The 15,558-nt window shown below is 75.8% G+C and carries 14 protein-coding genes; 10 read left to right on the top strand and 4 right to left on the bottom strand.

The features are described from left to right. The 7 genes from ACRYM6_RS06425 to ACRYM6_RS06395 all read left to right on the top strand — a co-directional run bounded on the left by ACRYM6_RS06425 (nucleotide 1) and on the right by ACRYM6_RS06395 (nucleotide 6,884). The gene (locus tag ACRYM6_RS06425; RefSeq protein ID WP_432541928.1) at nucleotides 1-789 is read left to right on the top strand and encodes a ThuA domain-containing protein; all 789 of its coding nucleotides are present in this window, start codon (nucleotides 1-3) and stop codon (nucleotides 787-789) included. Continuing rightward, a complete protein-coding gene (locus ACRYM6_RS06420; protein WP_432541927.1) occupies nucleotides 786-1,865 on the top strand; it encodes a Gfo/Idh/MocA family protein in 1,080 nt (359 codons plus the stop codon). The genes ACRYM6_RS06425 and ACRYM6_RS06420 overlap by 4 nt, the downstream gene beginning before the upstream one ends. A gap of 118 nt (nucleotides 1,866-1,983) precedes the next feature. Beyond that, entirely contained in the window at nucleotides 1,984-2,985 is a 1,002-nt protein-coding gene (locus ACRYM6_RS06415; RefSeq protein ID WP_432541926.1) for a LacI family DNA-binding transcriptional regulator, read from the top strand. A gap of 94 nt (nucleotides 2,986-3,079) precedes the next feature. Then, nucleotides 3,080-4,273 carry a Gfo/Idh/MocA family protein gene (locus ACRYM6_RS06410; protein ID WP_432541925.1) on the top strand — a complete coding sequence of 398 codons (1,194 nt, stop codon included), beginning with the start codon at nucleotides 3,080-3,082 and terminating at the stop codon, nucleotides 4,271-4,273. 11 nt (nucleotides 4,274-4,284) lie between these two features. Beyond that, entirely contained in the window at nucleotides 4,285-5,310 is a 1,026-nt protein-coding gene (locus ACRYM6_RS06405) for a sugar phosphate isomerase/epimerase family protein (protein WP_432541924.1), read from the top strand. Nucleotides 5,311-5,508: 198 nt separating this feature from the next. Continuing rightward, nucleotides 5,509-6,006, top strand: a complete 498-nt coding sequence (locus ACRYM6_RS06400) for a CAP domain-containing protein (RefSeq protein WP_432541923.1) — start codon at nucleotides 5,509-5,511, stop codon at nucleotides 6,004-6,006. Between the two features lie 140 nt (nucleotides 6,007-6,146). Next, entirely contained in the window at nucleotides 6,147-6,884 is a 738-nt protein-coding gene (locus tag ACRYM6_RS06395) for a hypothetical protein (protein WP_432541922.1), read from the top strand. A 6-nt stretch (nucleotides 6,885-6,890) separates the two neighbouring features. Here the strand turns inward: ACRYM6_RS06395 and ACRYM6_RS06390 are convergent, their stop codons facing one another. From ACRYM6_RS06390 to ACRYM6_RS06380, 3 genes are read right to left on the bottom strand one after another with little or no spacing between them, the layout of a single operon-like run. Continuing rightward, nucleotides 6,891-9,074 (bottom strand): YhgE/Pip domain-containing protein, encoded by a 2,184-nt coding sequence (locus ACRYM6_RS06390; protein ID WP_432541921.1) that lies wholly within the window; start codon nucleotides 9,072-9,074, stop codon nucleotides 6,891-6,893. Continuing rightward, entirely contained in the window at nucleotides 9,071-9,778 is a 708-nt protein-coding gene (locus ACRYM6_RS06385; RefSeq protein WP_432541920.1) for an ATP-binding cassette domain-containing protein, read from the bottom strand. Before ACRYM6_RS06385 ends, ACRYM6_RS06390 begins: the two co-directional genes overlap by 4 nt. Further along, the gene (locus ACRYM6_RS06380; RefSeq protein WP_432541919.1) at nucleotides 9,775-10,407 is read right to left on the bottom strand and encodes a TetR/AcrR family transcriptional regulator; all 633 of its coding nucleotides are present in this window, start codon (nucleotides 10,405-10,407) and stop codon (nucleotides 9,775-9,777) included. The genes ACRYM6_RS06385 and ACRYM6_RS06380 overlap by 4 nt, the downstream gene beginning before the upstream one ends. A 180-nt stretch (nucleotides 10,408-10,587) precedes the next feature. Here ACRYM6_RS06380 and ACRYM6_RS06375 point away from each other — a divergent pair, with 180 nt between their 5' ends. Next, nucleotides 10,588-12,411, top strand: a complete 1,824-nt coding sequence (locus ACRYM6_RS06375; protein ID WP_432541918.1) for a VanW family protein — start codon at nucleotides 10,588-10,590, stop codon at nucleotides 12,409-12,411. 45 nt (nucleotides 12,412-12,456) lie between these two features. On the opposite strand, the gene ACRYM6_RS06370 is transcribed toward ACRYM6_RS06375, so the two are convergent. Next, nucleotides 12,457-12,801, bottom strand: a complete 345-nt coding sequence (locus tag ACRYM6_RS06370) for a hypothetical protein (protein WP_432541917.1) — start codon at nucleotides 12,799-12,801, stop codon at nucleotides 12,457-12,459. A 267-nt stretch (nucleotides 12,802-13,068) separates the two neighbouring features. On the opposite strand from ACRYM6_RS06370, the gene ACRYM6_RS06365 reads away from it, so the two are divergent. Next, complete coding sequence (locus tag ACRYM6_RS06365) at nucleotides 13,069-13,815, top strand: YceI family protein (RefSeq protein ID WP_432541916.1); 747 nt, start codon at nucleotides 13,069-13,071, stop codon at nucleotides 13,813-13,815. Nucleotides 13,816-13,887: 72 nt separating this feature from the next. Next, nucleotides 13,888-15,552 carry a PP2C family protein-serine/threonine phosphatase gene (locus tag ACRYM6_RS06360; RefSeq protein ID WP_432541914.1) on the top strand — a complete coding sequence of 555 codons (1,665 nt, stop codon included), beginning with the start codon at nucleotides 13,888-13,890 and terminating at the stop codon, nucleotides 15,550-15,552. The last annotated feature ends 6 nt before the right edge of the window (nucleotides 15,553-15,558 follow it).

Genomic DNA, 15,558 nt, shown 5'->3' with positions numbered 1-15,558 from the left:
ATGAGCACCCCCGTCAGAGTCACCGTGTGGGGCGAGAACCGCCACGAGCAGCTCGAGCCCGAGGTCGCGAAGCGCTACCCGAACGGGATGCACGGCGCCGTCGCCGAAGGCCTCGAGGCGAACCTCGGCGAGGCCGTCACCGTGCGGACCGCCACCCTCGACGACCCCGAGCACGGGCTCACCGAGGAGGTCCTGCGCGACACCGACGTCCTCACCTGGTGGGGTCACGCCGCCCACGGCGAAGTCTCCGACGAGGTCGTCGAGCGCGTCCACCGGCACGTCCTGGCCGGGATGGGCCTCATCGTCCTGCACTCCGGGCACTGGTCGAAGGTCTTCCAGAAGCTCATGGGGACGAGCTGCACGCTGCGCTGGCGCTCCGAGCACGACCGGGAGCTGCTGTGGACGGTCGACCCGACGCACCCCATCGCCCAGGGCGTCCCGCACCCGCTCATCATCGACGAGGACGAGATGTACGGGGAGTTCTTCGACATCCCCGCCCCCGACGAGATCGTCTTCATCTCCTCCTTCTCCGGCGGTGAGGTGTTCCGGTCCGGCATCACCTTCAAGCGGGGCTTCGGGAAGATCTTCTACTTCCGCCCCGGTGACCAGGACTACCCGACGTACTTCCACGAGGGCGTCCGCAAGGTCATCGCCAACGCCGTCGAGTGGGCCGTCACGGTGCGACCCGAGCGCACCGACCCGGTGCTGCTGCGCTACGACACCGAGGACTTCTACAACGGCCACGGGTACCAGGGCGCCCTGGACCCGGAGAAGCAGGAGCAGCGGTGAGGGCCGTCCTCGTCGGCGCCGGCGGCATGGGGAAGGCGTGGCTCGCCACGATCCTCGCCGACCCGGCGGTGGAGCTGGCCGGGGTCGTCGACCTCGACCTGGCCGTGGCCCGCGCCGCGCTGGCCGACGCGGGCGTCCCCGACGTCCCGGTGGGCACCGACACGGTGGAGCTGGCCCGCGCGACCGGCGCCGACGCGGTCGTCAACGTCACCGTCCCCGTCGCCCACCACCCCGTGACGACGGCCGCGCTGTTCGCCGGCTACCCGGTGCTGGGGGAGAAGCCCGTCGCCCCGACCGTGGCGCAGGCGCTGTCGCTCGTGGCGGCCTCGCAGGTCACCGGCGTGCCGTTCGTGGTGTCGCAGTCGCGCCGGTACAACGCGCACGTCGAGGCGTTCCGCGAGCAGGTGCGGGCCCTGGGGACCCCGGGGTCGCTGTCGACGGAGTTCTTCAAGGCCCCGCGCTTCGGGGGGTTCCGGGAGGAGATGGCCCAGCCGCTGCTGGTGGACATGGCCATCCACCAGTTCGACCTGGCCCGGTTCCTGCTGGAGGCCGACCCGGTCTCGGTGTACTGCGAGTCGTTCAACCCGCCGTGGTCCTGGTACGCCGGGGACGCCTCGGCCGCGGCCGTGTTCGCGATGTCGAACGGCGCCCGCTACACCTTCACGGGCAGCTGGTGCGCGCCCGGGCTGGAGACGTCCTGGAACGGGGCGTGGCGGCTGTCCGGGGCGAGCGGGTCGGCGACCTGGGACGGGGACCACGACCCCGTGGCCGAGGTCGTCGCCGGGGGTGCCGACGCCGCCGCGGGCACCGACCCGGGGGAGGGGATCGCGGGCTCGCTCGCGGCGTTCACCCGGTTCCTCGCCGACGGCACCGCGCTGTGGGGCGAGGTGCACGACAACGTCCTGAGCCTGGCGATGGTCGAGGCGGCCGTGGAGTCGGCGGCCACGGGCGCGCGCGTCCGGCTGGACGACGTCCTGGACCGCGCGCACGCGCGGGCCGTCGCCGACGAGCAGCGCGAGGACGTGCTGGCGGTGCTGAAGGGCTGGGGCTCGGTGCGCTCGGCGCTCAGCCGCTGAGACCGCCTCCCCGCCCGCCCGCAGGGGGCGGGCGGGGATTGTGGGCGGCGCGGGGGGTGGGCTACGGTCGCCTCGTCGATACGCATCGACGATGCTTCGACGACGGGGGGAGGGTGCGGTGTCCCGCGCAGCGCGGACCGTGACCAGCAAGGACGTGGCGCGCGTCGCCGGCGTCTCGCAGTCGACGGTCTCCTACGTCATGAGCGGCAAGCGGCCGATCTCGGAGAAGACCCGCCGCCTCGTCGAGGACGCGATCGAGCAGCTCACCTACCGGCCCAACGCCGGGGCGCGGGCGCTGGCCAGCCAGCGCACCCAGGTCATCGCCGTCGCGATGCCCTTCGACTCCGCGCTCGGGGCGGCCGGGCTCATGGCCTTCATCGAGGAGATCACCCTCGCCGCGCGCCAGCGCGACCACGACGTCCTGCTCGTCACGGCCGCCGAGGGGGTCGAGGGGCTGCGGCGGGTGGCCGGGGGAGCGCTGTGCGACGCCATCGTCCTCATGGAGGTCCGCACCGACGACCCCCGCGCCCGGATCGCCCGCGACCTGCGCGTCCCCACGATGTTCGTCGGGTTCCCCGCCGACGACCAGGGCCTGCACTGCATCGACTTCGACTTCGAGGACGGCGCCCGGCTGCTCGTCGCCGAGCTCACCCGCAACCGCCGCGTCACCGTCCTGGGGTGGGGCCCGGAGGCCGTCGAGCGCGACCTGAACTACGTCCCCCGGTTCCGCGCCGCGGCCGAGGCGACCGCGGCGGCCGCCGGCGTCGAGCTGGACTGGGTCCCGCTGCACCGCGACCGGGTGGAGCGGCAGGTGCGCGACGTCCTCGCCGGCGGCAGCCGCGCCCTGCTCGTCACCACGCACCTGGCCCGCGTCGTCCACGCCGTGCAGGACGCCGGGCTGCGCCCCGGCACCGACCTCGACCTGGTCGCGCTGGCCACCGACGCCGACGCGACCGGCTTCCCCGTCCCGGTGACGGCGGTCTCCCAGCACCCGCGGGACGTGTCGCGGCAGGCGATGACGTGGCTGTTCGAGCTGCTCGACGGGACCGCCGCCGGGACCGGCCTGCGGCGGGTGCCGGCCTCGATCGCGCGCCGCGGGTCGGTCCGCCCGGCCCCCTGAACGACGGCGACCCCGCCGGTCCCGGCTCGCTGAACCGGTTAGTAGCATCCGCACGGAAACCGCAGACGAGGACGTCCAAGGAGGAACAGCCCGCATGACCGCTGACCAGTTCGACCGGCCGGAGCTCGGGGTCGCCGTCGTCGGCCACTCCTTCATGGGTGCGGTCCACTCGCACGCCTGGCGCTCCGTCGACCACGTCGGGACCCCCCGGTTCCGCACCCGGCGCGTCGCTCTCGCCGGCCGCGACCTGTCCCGCGCGCAGGCCGCCGCGGCGCAGTTCGGGTGGGCCGAGGGCGTCGACGACTGGCGCACGCTCATCGAGCGCGACGACGTCCAGGTGATCGACATCCTCACCCCGGGCGACTCGCACGCCGAGATCGCCATCGCCGCCCTCGAGGCCGGCAAGCACGTCATCTGCGAGAAGCCGCTGGCCAAGACGGTCGAGGAGGCGCAGCGGATGACCGAGGCCGCGCAGGCCGCCGCCGCGAAGGGCGTGCGCAGCATGGTGGCGTTCAACTACCGCCAGGTCCCCGCGATCGGGCTGGCCAAGCAGCTCGTCGACGCCGGCCGCCTCGGGGAGGTCCGCCAGGTCCGCGCCGTGTACCTGCAGGACTGGATCGTCGACCCGAGCTTCCCGCTGACCTGGCGCCTGCAGAAGGACCGCTCCGGCGCCGGCGCCCTGGGCGACATCGGCTCGCACATCATCGACGCCGCGCAGTTCATCACCGGCCAGCGGCTGACCGGCGTCTCCGGGACCGTGGAGACCTTCGTCAAGCAGCGCCCGCTGGAGGCCGCCCGCACCGGGGCGAACACGGGCCTGGGGGCGGAGGCGTCGACCGAGTTCGGCGAGGTCACCGTCGACGACGCCGCGGTGTTCTTCGGCCGCGGTGACGGCGGCGCGCTCATGACGTTCGAGGCGACCCGCATGGCGCTGGGCCGCAAGAACGGGATGCGCATCGAGGTGAACGGCTCCAAGGGCTCGATCGCGTTCGACTTCGAGTCCATGAACGAGCTGCACTTCTTCGACGGCACCCTGCCCGACGCCGAGAACGGCTTCCGCCGGATCCTCGCGACCGAGCCCGAGCACCCGGGCGTGGCGAACTGGTGGCCCGCCGGGCACGGGCTGGGGTACGACCACCCGTTCGTCCACGAGCTGCAGGAGTTCCTCGGCGCCATCGCCGACGGGCGCGACCCGAGCCCCAGCTTCGCCGACGGCCTCCAGGTGCAGCAGGTCCTGGAAGCGGTGCAGCGCAGCGCCGAGAACGACTCGACCTACACCCAGATCTGAAGGGGAGAACCATGGCTGAACCGCTGAAGACCCCCCGCCCGGTGACCCTGTTCACCGGTCAGTGGGCCGACCTGCCCTTCGAGGAGGTCTGCCGGCTGGCCTCCGAGTGGGGTTTCGACGGCCTGGAGATCGCGACCTGGGGCGACCACCTCGACTCCACCCGCGGCGCCACCGACGACGACTACATCGCCGAGAAGAAGGCGACGCTCGACAAGCACGGCCTGAAGGTGTGGACGATCTCGGCGCACCTGTCCGGCCAGGCCGTGTGCGACCTCATCGACGAGCGCCACCGGGACATCGTGCCCGTCGACGTCTGGGGCGACGGCGAGCCCGAGGGTGTCCGGCAGCGCGCCGCGGAGTACGTGAAGAACACCGCGCGGACCGCGGCCCGCCTCGGCGTGAAGACCGTGACCGGGTTCACCGGGTCCTCGATCTGGCACACCGTCGCGATGTTCCCGCCCACCCCCGAGGCGATGGTCGAGCGCGGGTACCGGGACTTCGCGGACCGCTGGAACCCGATCATGGACGTGTTCGACGAGGTCGGGGTGAAGTTCGCCCTGGAAGTGCACCCCTCGGAGATCGCGTACGACTACTGGACGACGAAGCGCACGATGGAGGCCATCGGCCACCGCGAGGCGTTCGGGCTGAACTTCGACCCGTCGCACTTCGTGTGGCAGGACCTGGACCCGGTGCCGTTCCTGCGCGACTTCGCCGACCGGATCTACCACGTGCACTGCAAGGACTCCCGCAAGCAGCTCGACGGCCGCAACGGCCGGCTGGGCTCGCACCTGGCCTGGGCGGACTCGCGCCGCGGCTGGGACTTCACCTCCGTCGGGCACGGCGACGTGCCGTGGGAGGCGATCTTCCGCGAGCTGAACAACATCGGGTACGCGGGCCCGACCAGCGTGGAGTGGGAGGACGCGGGCATCGACCGCCTGCGCGGCGCCCCCGACGCCCTCGCGTTCGTCCGCGGCCTCGGTGAGCTGTTCCAGCCGCCGGCCGCCGCCTTCGACGCCGCGTTCAGCACCAAGAGCTGATCCGCAGCGCGCGCCGGCGGGCCGGGTCCCCTCGCGGGGTCCCGGCCCGCTGCGTCGCGGGGGAGGGAACCGGCGGGGTCCGCGGTGCGTCCCATCCCTCATCACCCGTTCACTTTCCGTACTCGGACGATCACGGCGAGTGTGGTTCATCTCACATCTCAGACCTGTAACGCTCACAGGACTGGTTGAGTGCGGACCATGACGACGCTCCCCCGGCGCCCCCTCCGCACGCTCACCCTCGCCGCCTCGGCCGCCGCCCTCGCCGGCCTCGCCCTGGCCGCCCCCGCCTCGGCCGACGAGGTCGTGCCCGCCCCCCTCGCCGAGCCCGGCGAGCTGCACGTCCTGGACCGCACCAACCTCGCCCGCGCCGCCGCGGGCTGCGCCCCCCTCGCCCTCGACCAGGCCCTCGTCCTGGCCGCCGACCGGCACACCGCCGACATGGCCGCCACCGGCACCATGAGCCACACCGGCACCGACGGCAGCTCCCCGCGCACCCGCCTGGCCGCCGCCGGCGCCTTCCCCCGGATCGCCGCCGAGAACGTCGCCGTCGGCTACGACGCCGCCGCGGTCGTCGACGCCTGGCTGGCCAGTCCCGGGCACCGCGCCAACCTGCTCGACTGCCGCCTCACGACCATCGGCATCTCCGAGCAGCACAGCGCCCGGGGCAGCTGGTGGACGCAGGTCCTCGCCGGCTGACGCCCGCCTCGGCGCGCCCCACCGGGTCCGGCGGGGGCATGCTGGGGCGAGCACGCGGGACCCGCGCGGCGCACCCGGCGTCGCAGGGTCCGAGCGCCGCGGGGGTGCGACGGTCGCACCCGGAGCGTCGGGAGGTCGTCGTGTCGGGTGCGCCCTGGTGGGAGGAGTTCGGCACCACCACCGTGTCGTCCACCCCCGGGACGGCCCCGCCCGCCAGCCCCGAGGTCGTCCGGACCCCCGGACCGCCCCGGCCGCCCCGGCCGCCGCGCGGGCTCCAGGTCACCGCCGCCGTCCTCGCCGTCGTCCTGCTCGGGATGCTGGGCCTGCTCGCGGCCCGCTCCCTCACCCCGCCCGGCGGCGCGGGCGCCTCACCGCAGGGCACCCCCGCCGCGCCGACCACGCCCACCGCGGCCGTGACCGGCGCCTCCGGCACCGCCACCGGCACCGCCACCAGCGGCACCGCCGCCGCCGACGCCGCCGCGACGGCCGAGCTGGAGCAGCTGCGCGCCCGCGGCCTGGCCACCCACGCCCCGCGCGGGCAGTGGGCCGCCCAGCTCTCGGCCAAGAGCGTCGGCACCACCGACCCCGTGCAGACCGCTGCCAACGGCAGCAGCACCTTCTACGCCGTCGACATCCTCGCCCAGAGCCGCGAGATCGCCTCCGGCGTCGCCGGCGGGGACGTGTTCGTGCTCCGCACCACCGACTTCGGCGACGGCCTCGTCGACGCCCGCGGCAACCCCTACTGGGTCACCCTCGCCGCCGGGCCCTTCGCCGACGCCGACGACGTCAGGACGTGGTGCGCCAGCATGTTCGCCTCCACCCCCGCCGCCGAGCGCGCGAACGTCTGCATGCCCAAGCACCTCACGCCCCCCGGCTGAGGGACCTCACAGCGACAGGCTGGGGTGCAGCTCGGCGACCGTCCAGGTCCGCCGTCGGTGGCACGCGAGCACCGTCACCGCCAGCGCCAGCACCCCGAACCCGGCGAGCACCGCCGCGTCCGCCCACACCGGGCCCGTCGCCGCGCCCGCGACCAGGTGCCGCAGGCCGTCGGCCGCGTACGACATCGGCAGGAACGGGTGGATCGCCTCGAAGAACGCCGGCGACGTCCCCACCGGGTACGTCCCGCCCGCCGAGGTCAGCTGCAGGACCAGCAGCACCAGCGCGACCAGCCGCCCCACCCCGCCCAGCAGCGCGTTCAGGCACTGGTGGACCGCCGTGAAGACCACCGCGACCAGCGCCGCGAACGCCCCCGTCGCCACCGGGTGCGGCGAGGCGATCCCCACCGCCAGCCACAGCACCAGCCACAGGACCACGGCCTGCGCCACGCCCAGCAGCGCCCCCGGCGCCCACCCCGCCACGGCCACCCGCAGCGAGGACGCCGTGGAGGCCAGCGCCCGCTGCGACACCGCCCGCAGCACCATGTACGTCACCATCCCGCCGACCCACAGCGCCACCGGCACGAACAGCGGGGCCAGGCCGTCGCTGTACCGGGGCACCGGGTGGTCCTTGACCCGCTCGGCGGCCACCGGCGCCGCGACGACCGCGGCCCGGTCGGTGCCCTCGTCGCCGTAGTCCGGGACGCGCTGCTGCCCGTCGGCCAGCTGCGTGCGCAGCGACCCCGCGCCGTCGGCCAGCTGCTGGGTGCCGCCCGCCAGCGCGGACGCCCCGTCGCGGGCGCGCGAGGCGCCGTTCAGCAGCGCGACGGCGCCGTCGTCGACGCCGCCGGCGCCCGTCGCCAGCTGCTGCGCCCCGTCGGCGGCCGACCGGGCCCCCGCCGCCAGCGTCGTGGTCCCCGCGGCCAGGGCGTCGGCGCCCTCGGCGGCCTGCGCGACGCCCTGCTGGAGCGCGGGCGCGGCCTGCGCCACCTGCTGGGCGCCCGTCGCGACCGCCGCCGCTCCCGCCGACAACCGGTCCGCGCCCGCGGCCAGGGCGTCCACCTGGGTGCGGACCTGCGGCGCGGCACCGTCGACCGAGCCGTCGGCGAGGGTCTGCTGCACCCGCTCCAGGGTCGCGACGGCCTGCGCGAGGGACGCGTCGTCGGGGTCGGCCGCGGCCAGCGCCCGCGCCCGCTCCAGCAGCTGCCCCACGACGGGGTCGAGGTCGCGGGCCGACTCCAGCGCCGGCAGGACCCGGTCGGCCGCCCGCGCCAGCGCGTCGGCGCCCTCGGAGACCTGGCCGGCCCCCGTCGCGACCTGCGCGGCCCCGTCGGACAGCTCCGCCGTGCGGGCCGGCAGGTCCGCCGTCGCGGTGCGCAGCCGGTCCAGGCCCGTCGCCAGCCGCCCGGCCCCCTGCGCCGCGCCGTCGGCGCCCGCGGCGACCTGCGCGGTGCCGTCGGCCAGCTGCTGCGACCCCGCGCGCAGCGCCCCGGTGCCGTCGGCCAGCCGCGCCGCGCCCGTCCCCAGGTCGCCCAGCCCGACGACCAGGGTGTCCGCGCCCTCGTCGGCCCGCTGCGCGCCGTCGGCCAGCTGACCGGCCCCGTCGGCGGCCTGCCCGAGGGAGTCGTGGACCTGCGAGAACGCGACGTACACGTTCTCCAGGTAGTCCGTCGTGGCGCCGGTGGCGACCTTCGTGCGGATCGTGGTGGCGATCGTGTTCGCGACCTGGCCCACGATGTAGTTCTCGGCGTCGTCGGTCGTGACCGTCAGCCGGGCCTGCCGGGGGTCGTCCCCGCCGGTCGAGGCGAGCGCGGCGGAGAAACCCTCCGGGACGCGCAGGACCGCCGCGAACTCCCCGTCGCGCAGACCCTCCTGCGCCTGGGCCTCGGTCGCGGTCTCCCAGTGGAAACCCGCCGCGGAGTCGGGGCCGGTGAGCTCGTCGACGAGCTGGCGCCCGGCCTCCACGGTGCGCGGGGAACCGTCGACGCCCGTCACGGTGGCGGGGGTGTCGGAGTTCACGACCGCCGCCCGCAGGTTCGACAGCCGGCTCACCGGGTCGGTGTTCGACCACAGGTACAGGCCGCCGTACAGCAGCGGGACGACCACCACCGCCACCAGCGCGAGCTTCGTGATGGTCGCGCGCCGGAACCGGGCCAGTTCCAGGCCGGGGAGGGAGAACCTGGGCAGCTTCACTGTTCGTCCTGTCGCAGCTCGGGGAGGTCGAGGAGGGTGCGGCCGTCACCGGGGTGCCAGCGGATGTCGGAGGTGTCGGAGCAGCTGGCCACGACGGTCAGGTCCGGCTGCTGCTCGCGCAGCGCGGCCAGCGACTCCCAGGCCCGGCGGCGGTCCTCGCCGCGGCGCAGCGAGTCCACGTCGTCGACGACGAGGACCTCGGGGCGGCCGATGAGGGCCAGCACGACGCCGAGCGTCATGCGTTCCAGCGGGTCGATGTCGCTGACGAACTCCCGCGGCCGCAGCGCGGGGACGGCGGCGCCGGCCTCGGCGGTGCGGGCCAGCGCCCGCTCGGCGCGGTGCAGCTGCTCGGCGACCTGCTCCTCGCCCACCCACGGCCGGTGCCACGGCTGGTGCAGGACGAGGCGCTCGGCGACGTGCTGCTCCACGGTCAGGGCGTCGTCGAGCTCGTTGACGCCGCGCACCTCGGCCAGCGCGACGCGGCGGCGGACCGACCGGGCCCGGGCGGGCAGCTCCTCGCCCAGCACGCTCAGCCGCCCGGTGGTCGGGCGCATCCGGCCGGCCAGGGTCAGCAGCAGCGAGGTCTTCCCGGCGCCGGCGCGGCCGCGCACCACCAGGGTCGAGCCGGTGGGGACGTCGAGGTCGACGCCGGAGTAGACGGTGCGCCCGCCCGCGCGCAGCCCCAGGCCCTCGGCGCTGATCACGACGGCACCTCCTCGGTGAACTCCTCGGTGAACGAGGCGAGCGTCGCGCTCAGCAGGCGCGTGCCCACCCCGGGGCCCTCGCCCAGCAGGGTCGAGGTGACCAGACCCTCGTGGGCGGTGACGAGCACGCGGACGAGGTCGTCGGCCGGCACGGCGGGCCGGCGCCCGATCCGGTGCAGCGCCGCGACGAGGACGGGCGCCAGCTCGGCCCGCAGCCGCGCGCGGTGCTCGGCCAGCGCGGCCGCGGCGCCGGGGTTGCGCAGGGCCTGCGCGGTGAACTCGGCGCGCACGGCGTGCCACTGCCGGTCGACGGGCAGGACCTCCAGGACGTGCCCGACGACCTGGTCCAGGTCGGTGCCGGGCAGGCCGGCGCCCAGGCGCTCGGTGACGCGGTCGACGAGCGCGGCGGCCTGGGAGGTGTAGAGGGCGGCGACGAGGTCGTCCATGGTCGCGAAGTTGGAGTAGAAGGCCCCGCGGGTGAACCCGGCGCGCTCGCAGACGCTCTCGACGCTGCTGCGGGCCAGGCCCTGCTCGCCGAGGACGTCGAGGGCGGCGGCCAGCAGGCGGGCGCGGGTCTGCTCGCGCCGGCGCGTGGTGCGCGCGTCGGGGCCGGGTGGGGCGGTGGTCACGGTCCCAGGCTAGGGCATTTCGATACGAAATGCATCCGATGCGTTGTGCATCGTCGGGGTGGATGGTCCTGGGAAGGGCACGTGAACGGCACGTGCGGAGCACACCGAACTCCTAGGCTGGACCCGCGGGCGCGTCCAGCGCGCCGCGACGGGGGATCGGACGCAGGGGGCACGAGACAGGTGACGAACACCGACCAGCCGGCGCAGCAGGAGACGGGACGGCCCGCGGGCCGGCCCCGCCGCAGCTGGGCCCGACGGCCGACCACCTGGATCGGGCTCGGCGCCGTCGTCGCCGCCGGCGGGTACTGCGCCGCGGCCCTCGCCCTCGGCGGCCACGCCCCCCGCGGCACCACCGTCCTGGGCGCCGACGTCGGCGGCCAGGACCGCGCCGCCGTCGAGCGCGTCCTCGGCGACCGCGCCCGGGACCTGCAGACCCGGCCCCTCACCCTCGACGTCACCGGCGCCGGCGCCACCACCAGCGGCCAGGTCGTCCCCGGCGACTCCGGTCTCGCGGTCGACGTCGCCGGCACCGCCGAACGCCTCACCGGGCCCGCCTGGAACCCCGCCGACCTGTGGCGCCACGTCGCCGGCGGGACCACCACCACCCCCGACGTCGACGTCGACACCGGCGCCCTCACCGCCGCGCTGCAGCCCCTCGCCGACTCCGTCGCGCTCGCCCCCGTCGAGGGGGCCGTCACCTTCGACGTCCGCGACGGCGGCGTCGTCGAACCCGCCGTCACCGCCCCCACCGCCGGCCGCAGCCTCGACGCCCGCGCCGCCGCCGGGACCGTCGCCGCCGGCTGGCTCGACGGCGGCCCGATCGCGCTGCGGGCCGCCGTCGCCGAGCCCAGCGTCGACGACGCCGGCATCCGGGCCGCCGTCGACGCCATCGCCCGGCCCGCCGTCGCCGGGGACCTCGTCGTCGCCGGCGGCGGGCGCGAGGCCACCCTCGCCCCCGCCGGGTTCGCCCCCGCGCTCGCGGTCCGGCCCGTGGACGGCGAGGCCGCCCTCGTCGTCGACGGGCCGCGCCTGCAGGCCGCGCTCGTCGCGGCCGACCCGCAGTTCGAGACCGCCCCGCAGGACGCCCGCATCCAGATCGCCGGCGACGTCCCGCAGGTCGTCCCCGCCGTGACCGGCCGCGCCGCCCCCGTCGAGGACCTCGCCGCGGCCGCGACGGCGGCGCTCACCGGGTCGGCCCCGACGCGCCGCGCCGAGGTGCAGCTCGTCGAGAGCCAGCCGGAGCTGACGACCGAGGAGCTGACCGGCCTCGGCATCCGCGAGCGGATCTCCACGTTCGCGACGACGCTGACCTCCGACGCGAAGCGCACCGAGAACATCCGCATCGCGGCCGGGTACGTCAACGGCACGATCCTGCGCCCGGGCGAGGAGTTCTCCCTCAACGACACCGTCGGCGAGCGGACCGCCGCGCGCGGGTTCAACAAGGCGCCCGTCATCGCCAACGGCCGCCTCGTCGACGACTACGGCGGCGGCGTCTCGCAGCTGTCGACGACCCTGTTCAACAACGTGTTCTTCGCCGGGCTCGACGAGCTGGAGCACCGGCCCCACTCGCTCTACATCTCCCGCTACCCCGAGGGGCGGGAGGCGACGCTGGACTGGCGCAGCATCGACAACCGCTTCCGCAACGACTCCGGGCACGGCGTCTACATCGAGGCCGGGATCGTCGGCAACAAGGTCGTCGTCTCGATGTACGGGACGAAGTTCATGGACGTGGAGTCCGTGACCTCCCCGCGCCGCAACGTCCGCCCGGGCCGGACCGTCTACGACACCTCCGCGTCGTGCCGCCCGAACTCCACCCCGCACACCGGGTTCACGGTCGACGTCACGCGCGTCATGACGCCGGTCGGCGGGGGACCGCAGCAGCGGGAGACGTGGACGACCACCTACAACACCGACAACCGGGTGGTGTGCGGGCCGGACCCGTCCGCGCCGAAGCCCGCGCCCGCTGCGCCGGCCGCGCCGGCCCCGGCCGCGCCCCCGGCGTGAGGGGCCGGCGGGGAACTCGGAGGGGACCCGGGGGACCCGGGGGGCTCAGAGGGGGATGACGTCCAGGTCGACCGCGCGCACGGGCCACAGGTCCAGGTCGAACCGGACGCCCGGCAGGGCGCGGCTCAGCTCCGACTGCAGGCGGAACCCCTCGCTGGCGTAGGCCGTGCAGGAGGAGGGGGAGTCCCAGCCGCACAGGTCCACGGGGTGGTGCTCGTCGAAGTAGGCCTGCCACCGCAGCAGGCCGGTGCGCAGGTGCTCGTCCAGGCCCAGGTCGTCCAGGTGCGTCCGGCTGAGGACGAAGCCGCCGAGGTCGGCCGGCGCCCACACGGGCGTCGGGGCCAGGTAGTCGCTCATGAGGCGCAGCCGCTCAAGTCGCTCGAAAGGCACCCGACGAGGGTAGGCCCTCCGCGCGCGTGCTCCGAGCCACCCGGCCCCTACTGCCGCAACCGTTCAGCCCCCTCCGGCAACGACAGGGCGTCGTAGTCGGGGTGGTCCGGGCGTCGACGGCCGATCACCGGGGCGTCGCAGGGCGTTCACCCGCTGTTGTCGACAGCGGCCGCACAGGGGCGTCGGTGAACCTGGGCCCCGGCCCCCTCGTGACGCCGGGGAGCAGCCCGCGCCCCCGACCCGCGTCCCGACCCGAGGTGACCCGCCATGAGCAGCACGTCCACCACCGACCGCCCCCCGGCCCCCCGCCGCCGACCCCGCCGCCGCGGCCTGTGGACCACCCTGGCGGTCCTGGCCGCGCTGCTCGTCGTCGCCGCGTTCGTCGGGCCCCGCGTCTACGCCGCCCTCGCCGCCGACGACGCCGCCGCGCCGCTGACCACCACCGCCGCCACCGCGGCCACCACCCCCACCGCCGCCTCCGACGACGCCACCCTCGACGGCACCTGGGCGATCGCCCCCGGCGGCACCGCCGGGTACCGCGTCGAGGAGGTCCTCAACGGCCAGGACGTCACCGTCACCGGCCGCACCGACCAGGTCAGCGGCGCCCTGACCGTCACCGCCGGGCAGCTCACCGCCGCCACCGTCTCCGTCGACCTCGCCAGCGTCACCACCGACTCCAGCCAGCGCGACGGCCAGTTCCGCAGCAGCCGGATCATGGACGTCGAGCAGCACCCCACCGCCGACCTCGCCCTCACCGAGCCCGTCCCGCTCGGTGGCCTCGACGTCGGCTCCACCCTCGCCGTGGACCTCGTCGGCACCCTCACGCTCAAGGGCACCACCCGCGACGTGACGATCCCCGCGACCGTCCAGCGGACCGCCGAGGACGCCGTCACCGTCACCGGCTCCCTCGGCCTGACCTGGTCCGACTACGGCGTCCAGGCGCCGGACCTCGGCTTCGTGTCCGTCCAGGACACCGGCACCGTCGAGTTCTCCGTGAGCGCCGTCCCCGCCTGAGCGGACCGCCCCGGCCGGGCGGATGCCGCCGAAGCGCTGCGGGAGGTGGGGACCCTCCCTACGCTGAACCCCATGTCGTCCGCGGGAGCGGTGGACCCGCTGCTCCTGCGCGCGTGGCAAGAGGTCTCCGAAGGGATCATCGTGCTCGACGCGCGCGAGTGGCGCGTCGAGCACGTCAACGCCGCCGGGGCGGCCGTCTACGGCCTCACCCCCGCCGACCTCACCGGCCGGCTGCTGTCGGAGGTGTTCCCCACCGCCGTCGGCGGCGCCTTCCACGCCGAGCTGCGCCGCACCCGCGCCGAGGGCGGCCTCGTCACCTGGACCGGGCCCGTGCCCGGCACGGGCCGCTGGATCTCCGTGCGCGCCCAGCGCGTCGAGCCCGCCCCCGGCGCCCCGGGCGACGCCGGCGACAAGGTCCTGTGCTCCTTCCGCGACGTCACCGCCGAGCACGCCCTCGAGGTCGAGCGCGACGAGCTGACCCGCTCCCTGGAACGCTCCCTGGAGCACACCACCCGCCTGCTGCGGCTGTCCGAGGCGCTCACCGCCACCCGCACCGTCACCGACGTCGCCGCCGCCGCGGCCGACGCCGCCCGCGACGGCTTCGGCGCCGCCTACGCCGCGCTGTCCGTCGTCGACCACGAGCGGCGGCTGCTGCGCACCCCCTTCACCGGCGACTACGCCCCCGGCGCGCAGCAGCAGTGGCAGGACCTGCCCCTGGACGGCCCCGGCCCCGGCACCCTCGCCCTGCGGCAGGGCCGGCCCCGCTTCGACGACGCCACCAGCCTGCGCACGGGCTTCCCCGACCTCGCGCACCGCTGGGAGGTCGCCGGCGTCCGCTACCTCGCGACCGTCCCGCTCGTCGCCGCCGGCCGCCCCCTCGGCCTGCTCACGATGGCCTGGCACGAGGACCTGGAGCTGTCCGGCAGCCAGCGCGCCGCGCTCGTCGCGCTCGCCTCCTACTCCACCCAGGCCCTCCAGCGCGCCCTGCTCCTGGACGAGCGGACCGCCGCCGCCCGCACCCTCCAGACGTCGATGCTCACCCGCGACCTGCCCCAGGTCGGCGACCTCGAGCTCGCCGCCCGCTACGTGCCCGCCCACGCCGGCGACCAGGTCGGCGGCGACTGGTACGACGGGGTCCTGCTGCCCGACGGGACGACCCTGCTCGTCATCGGCGACGTCGCCGGCCACGACATCACCGCCGCCGCCGAGATGGGGCAGCTGCGGATCGCGCTGCGCGCCCTCGCCGTCGACCGCGACGACCCGCCCGCCGAGCTGCTCGACCGCCTCGAGTCCGTCGTCGACTCCCTCCGCTCCGACGCGATCCTCGCCAGCTGCCTCGTGGCGCGCGTCGAGCAGGACGAGGCCGCCCGCGCCGCCGGGCTGCGGACCCTGCGCTGGGCCAACGCCGGCCACCCGCCGCCGGTCCTGGTGCTGCCCGACGGCACCGCCCGCGTCCTGGGCGCCGCCCCCGACCTGCTCCTCGGCGTCGGAGCCGGGCGCCGCACCGACCACGTCGTCGACGTCCCCGCCGGCGCCACCCTGCTGCTGTACACCGACGGCCTCGTCGAGCGCCGCGACGACGACCTCGACGCCGGGACCGAGCGGCTGCGGGCCGAGGCCGCCGCGCTGGCCGGCGCCGACCTCGCCGACGGCCTCGACCGGCTCCTGGCCCGGGTCGGCGTCGAGGCCGGCGACGACGTCGCGCTGCTCGCCGTCCGGTTCCACCCGCACGCCTGACCTACG

It is taken from the genome of Kineococcus rugosus, assembly GCF_050871975.1.
Lineage (GTDB): Bacteria > Actinomycetota > Actinomycetes > Actinomycetales > Kineococcaceae > Kineococcus.
The sequence above is the reverse complement of the archived record's forward strand: the minus strand, read 5'-3'. Positions and strand labels throughout refer to the sequence as shown.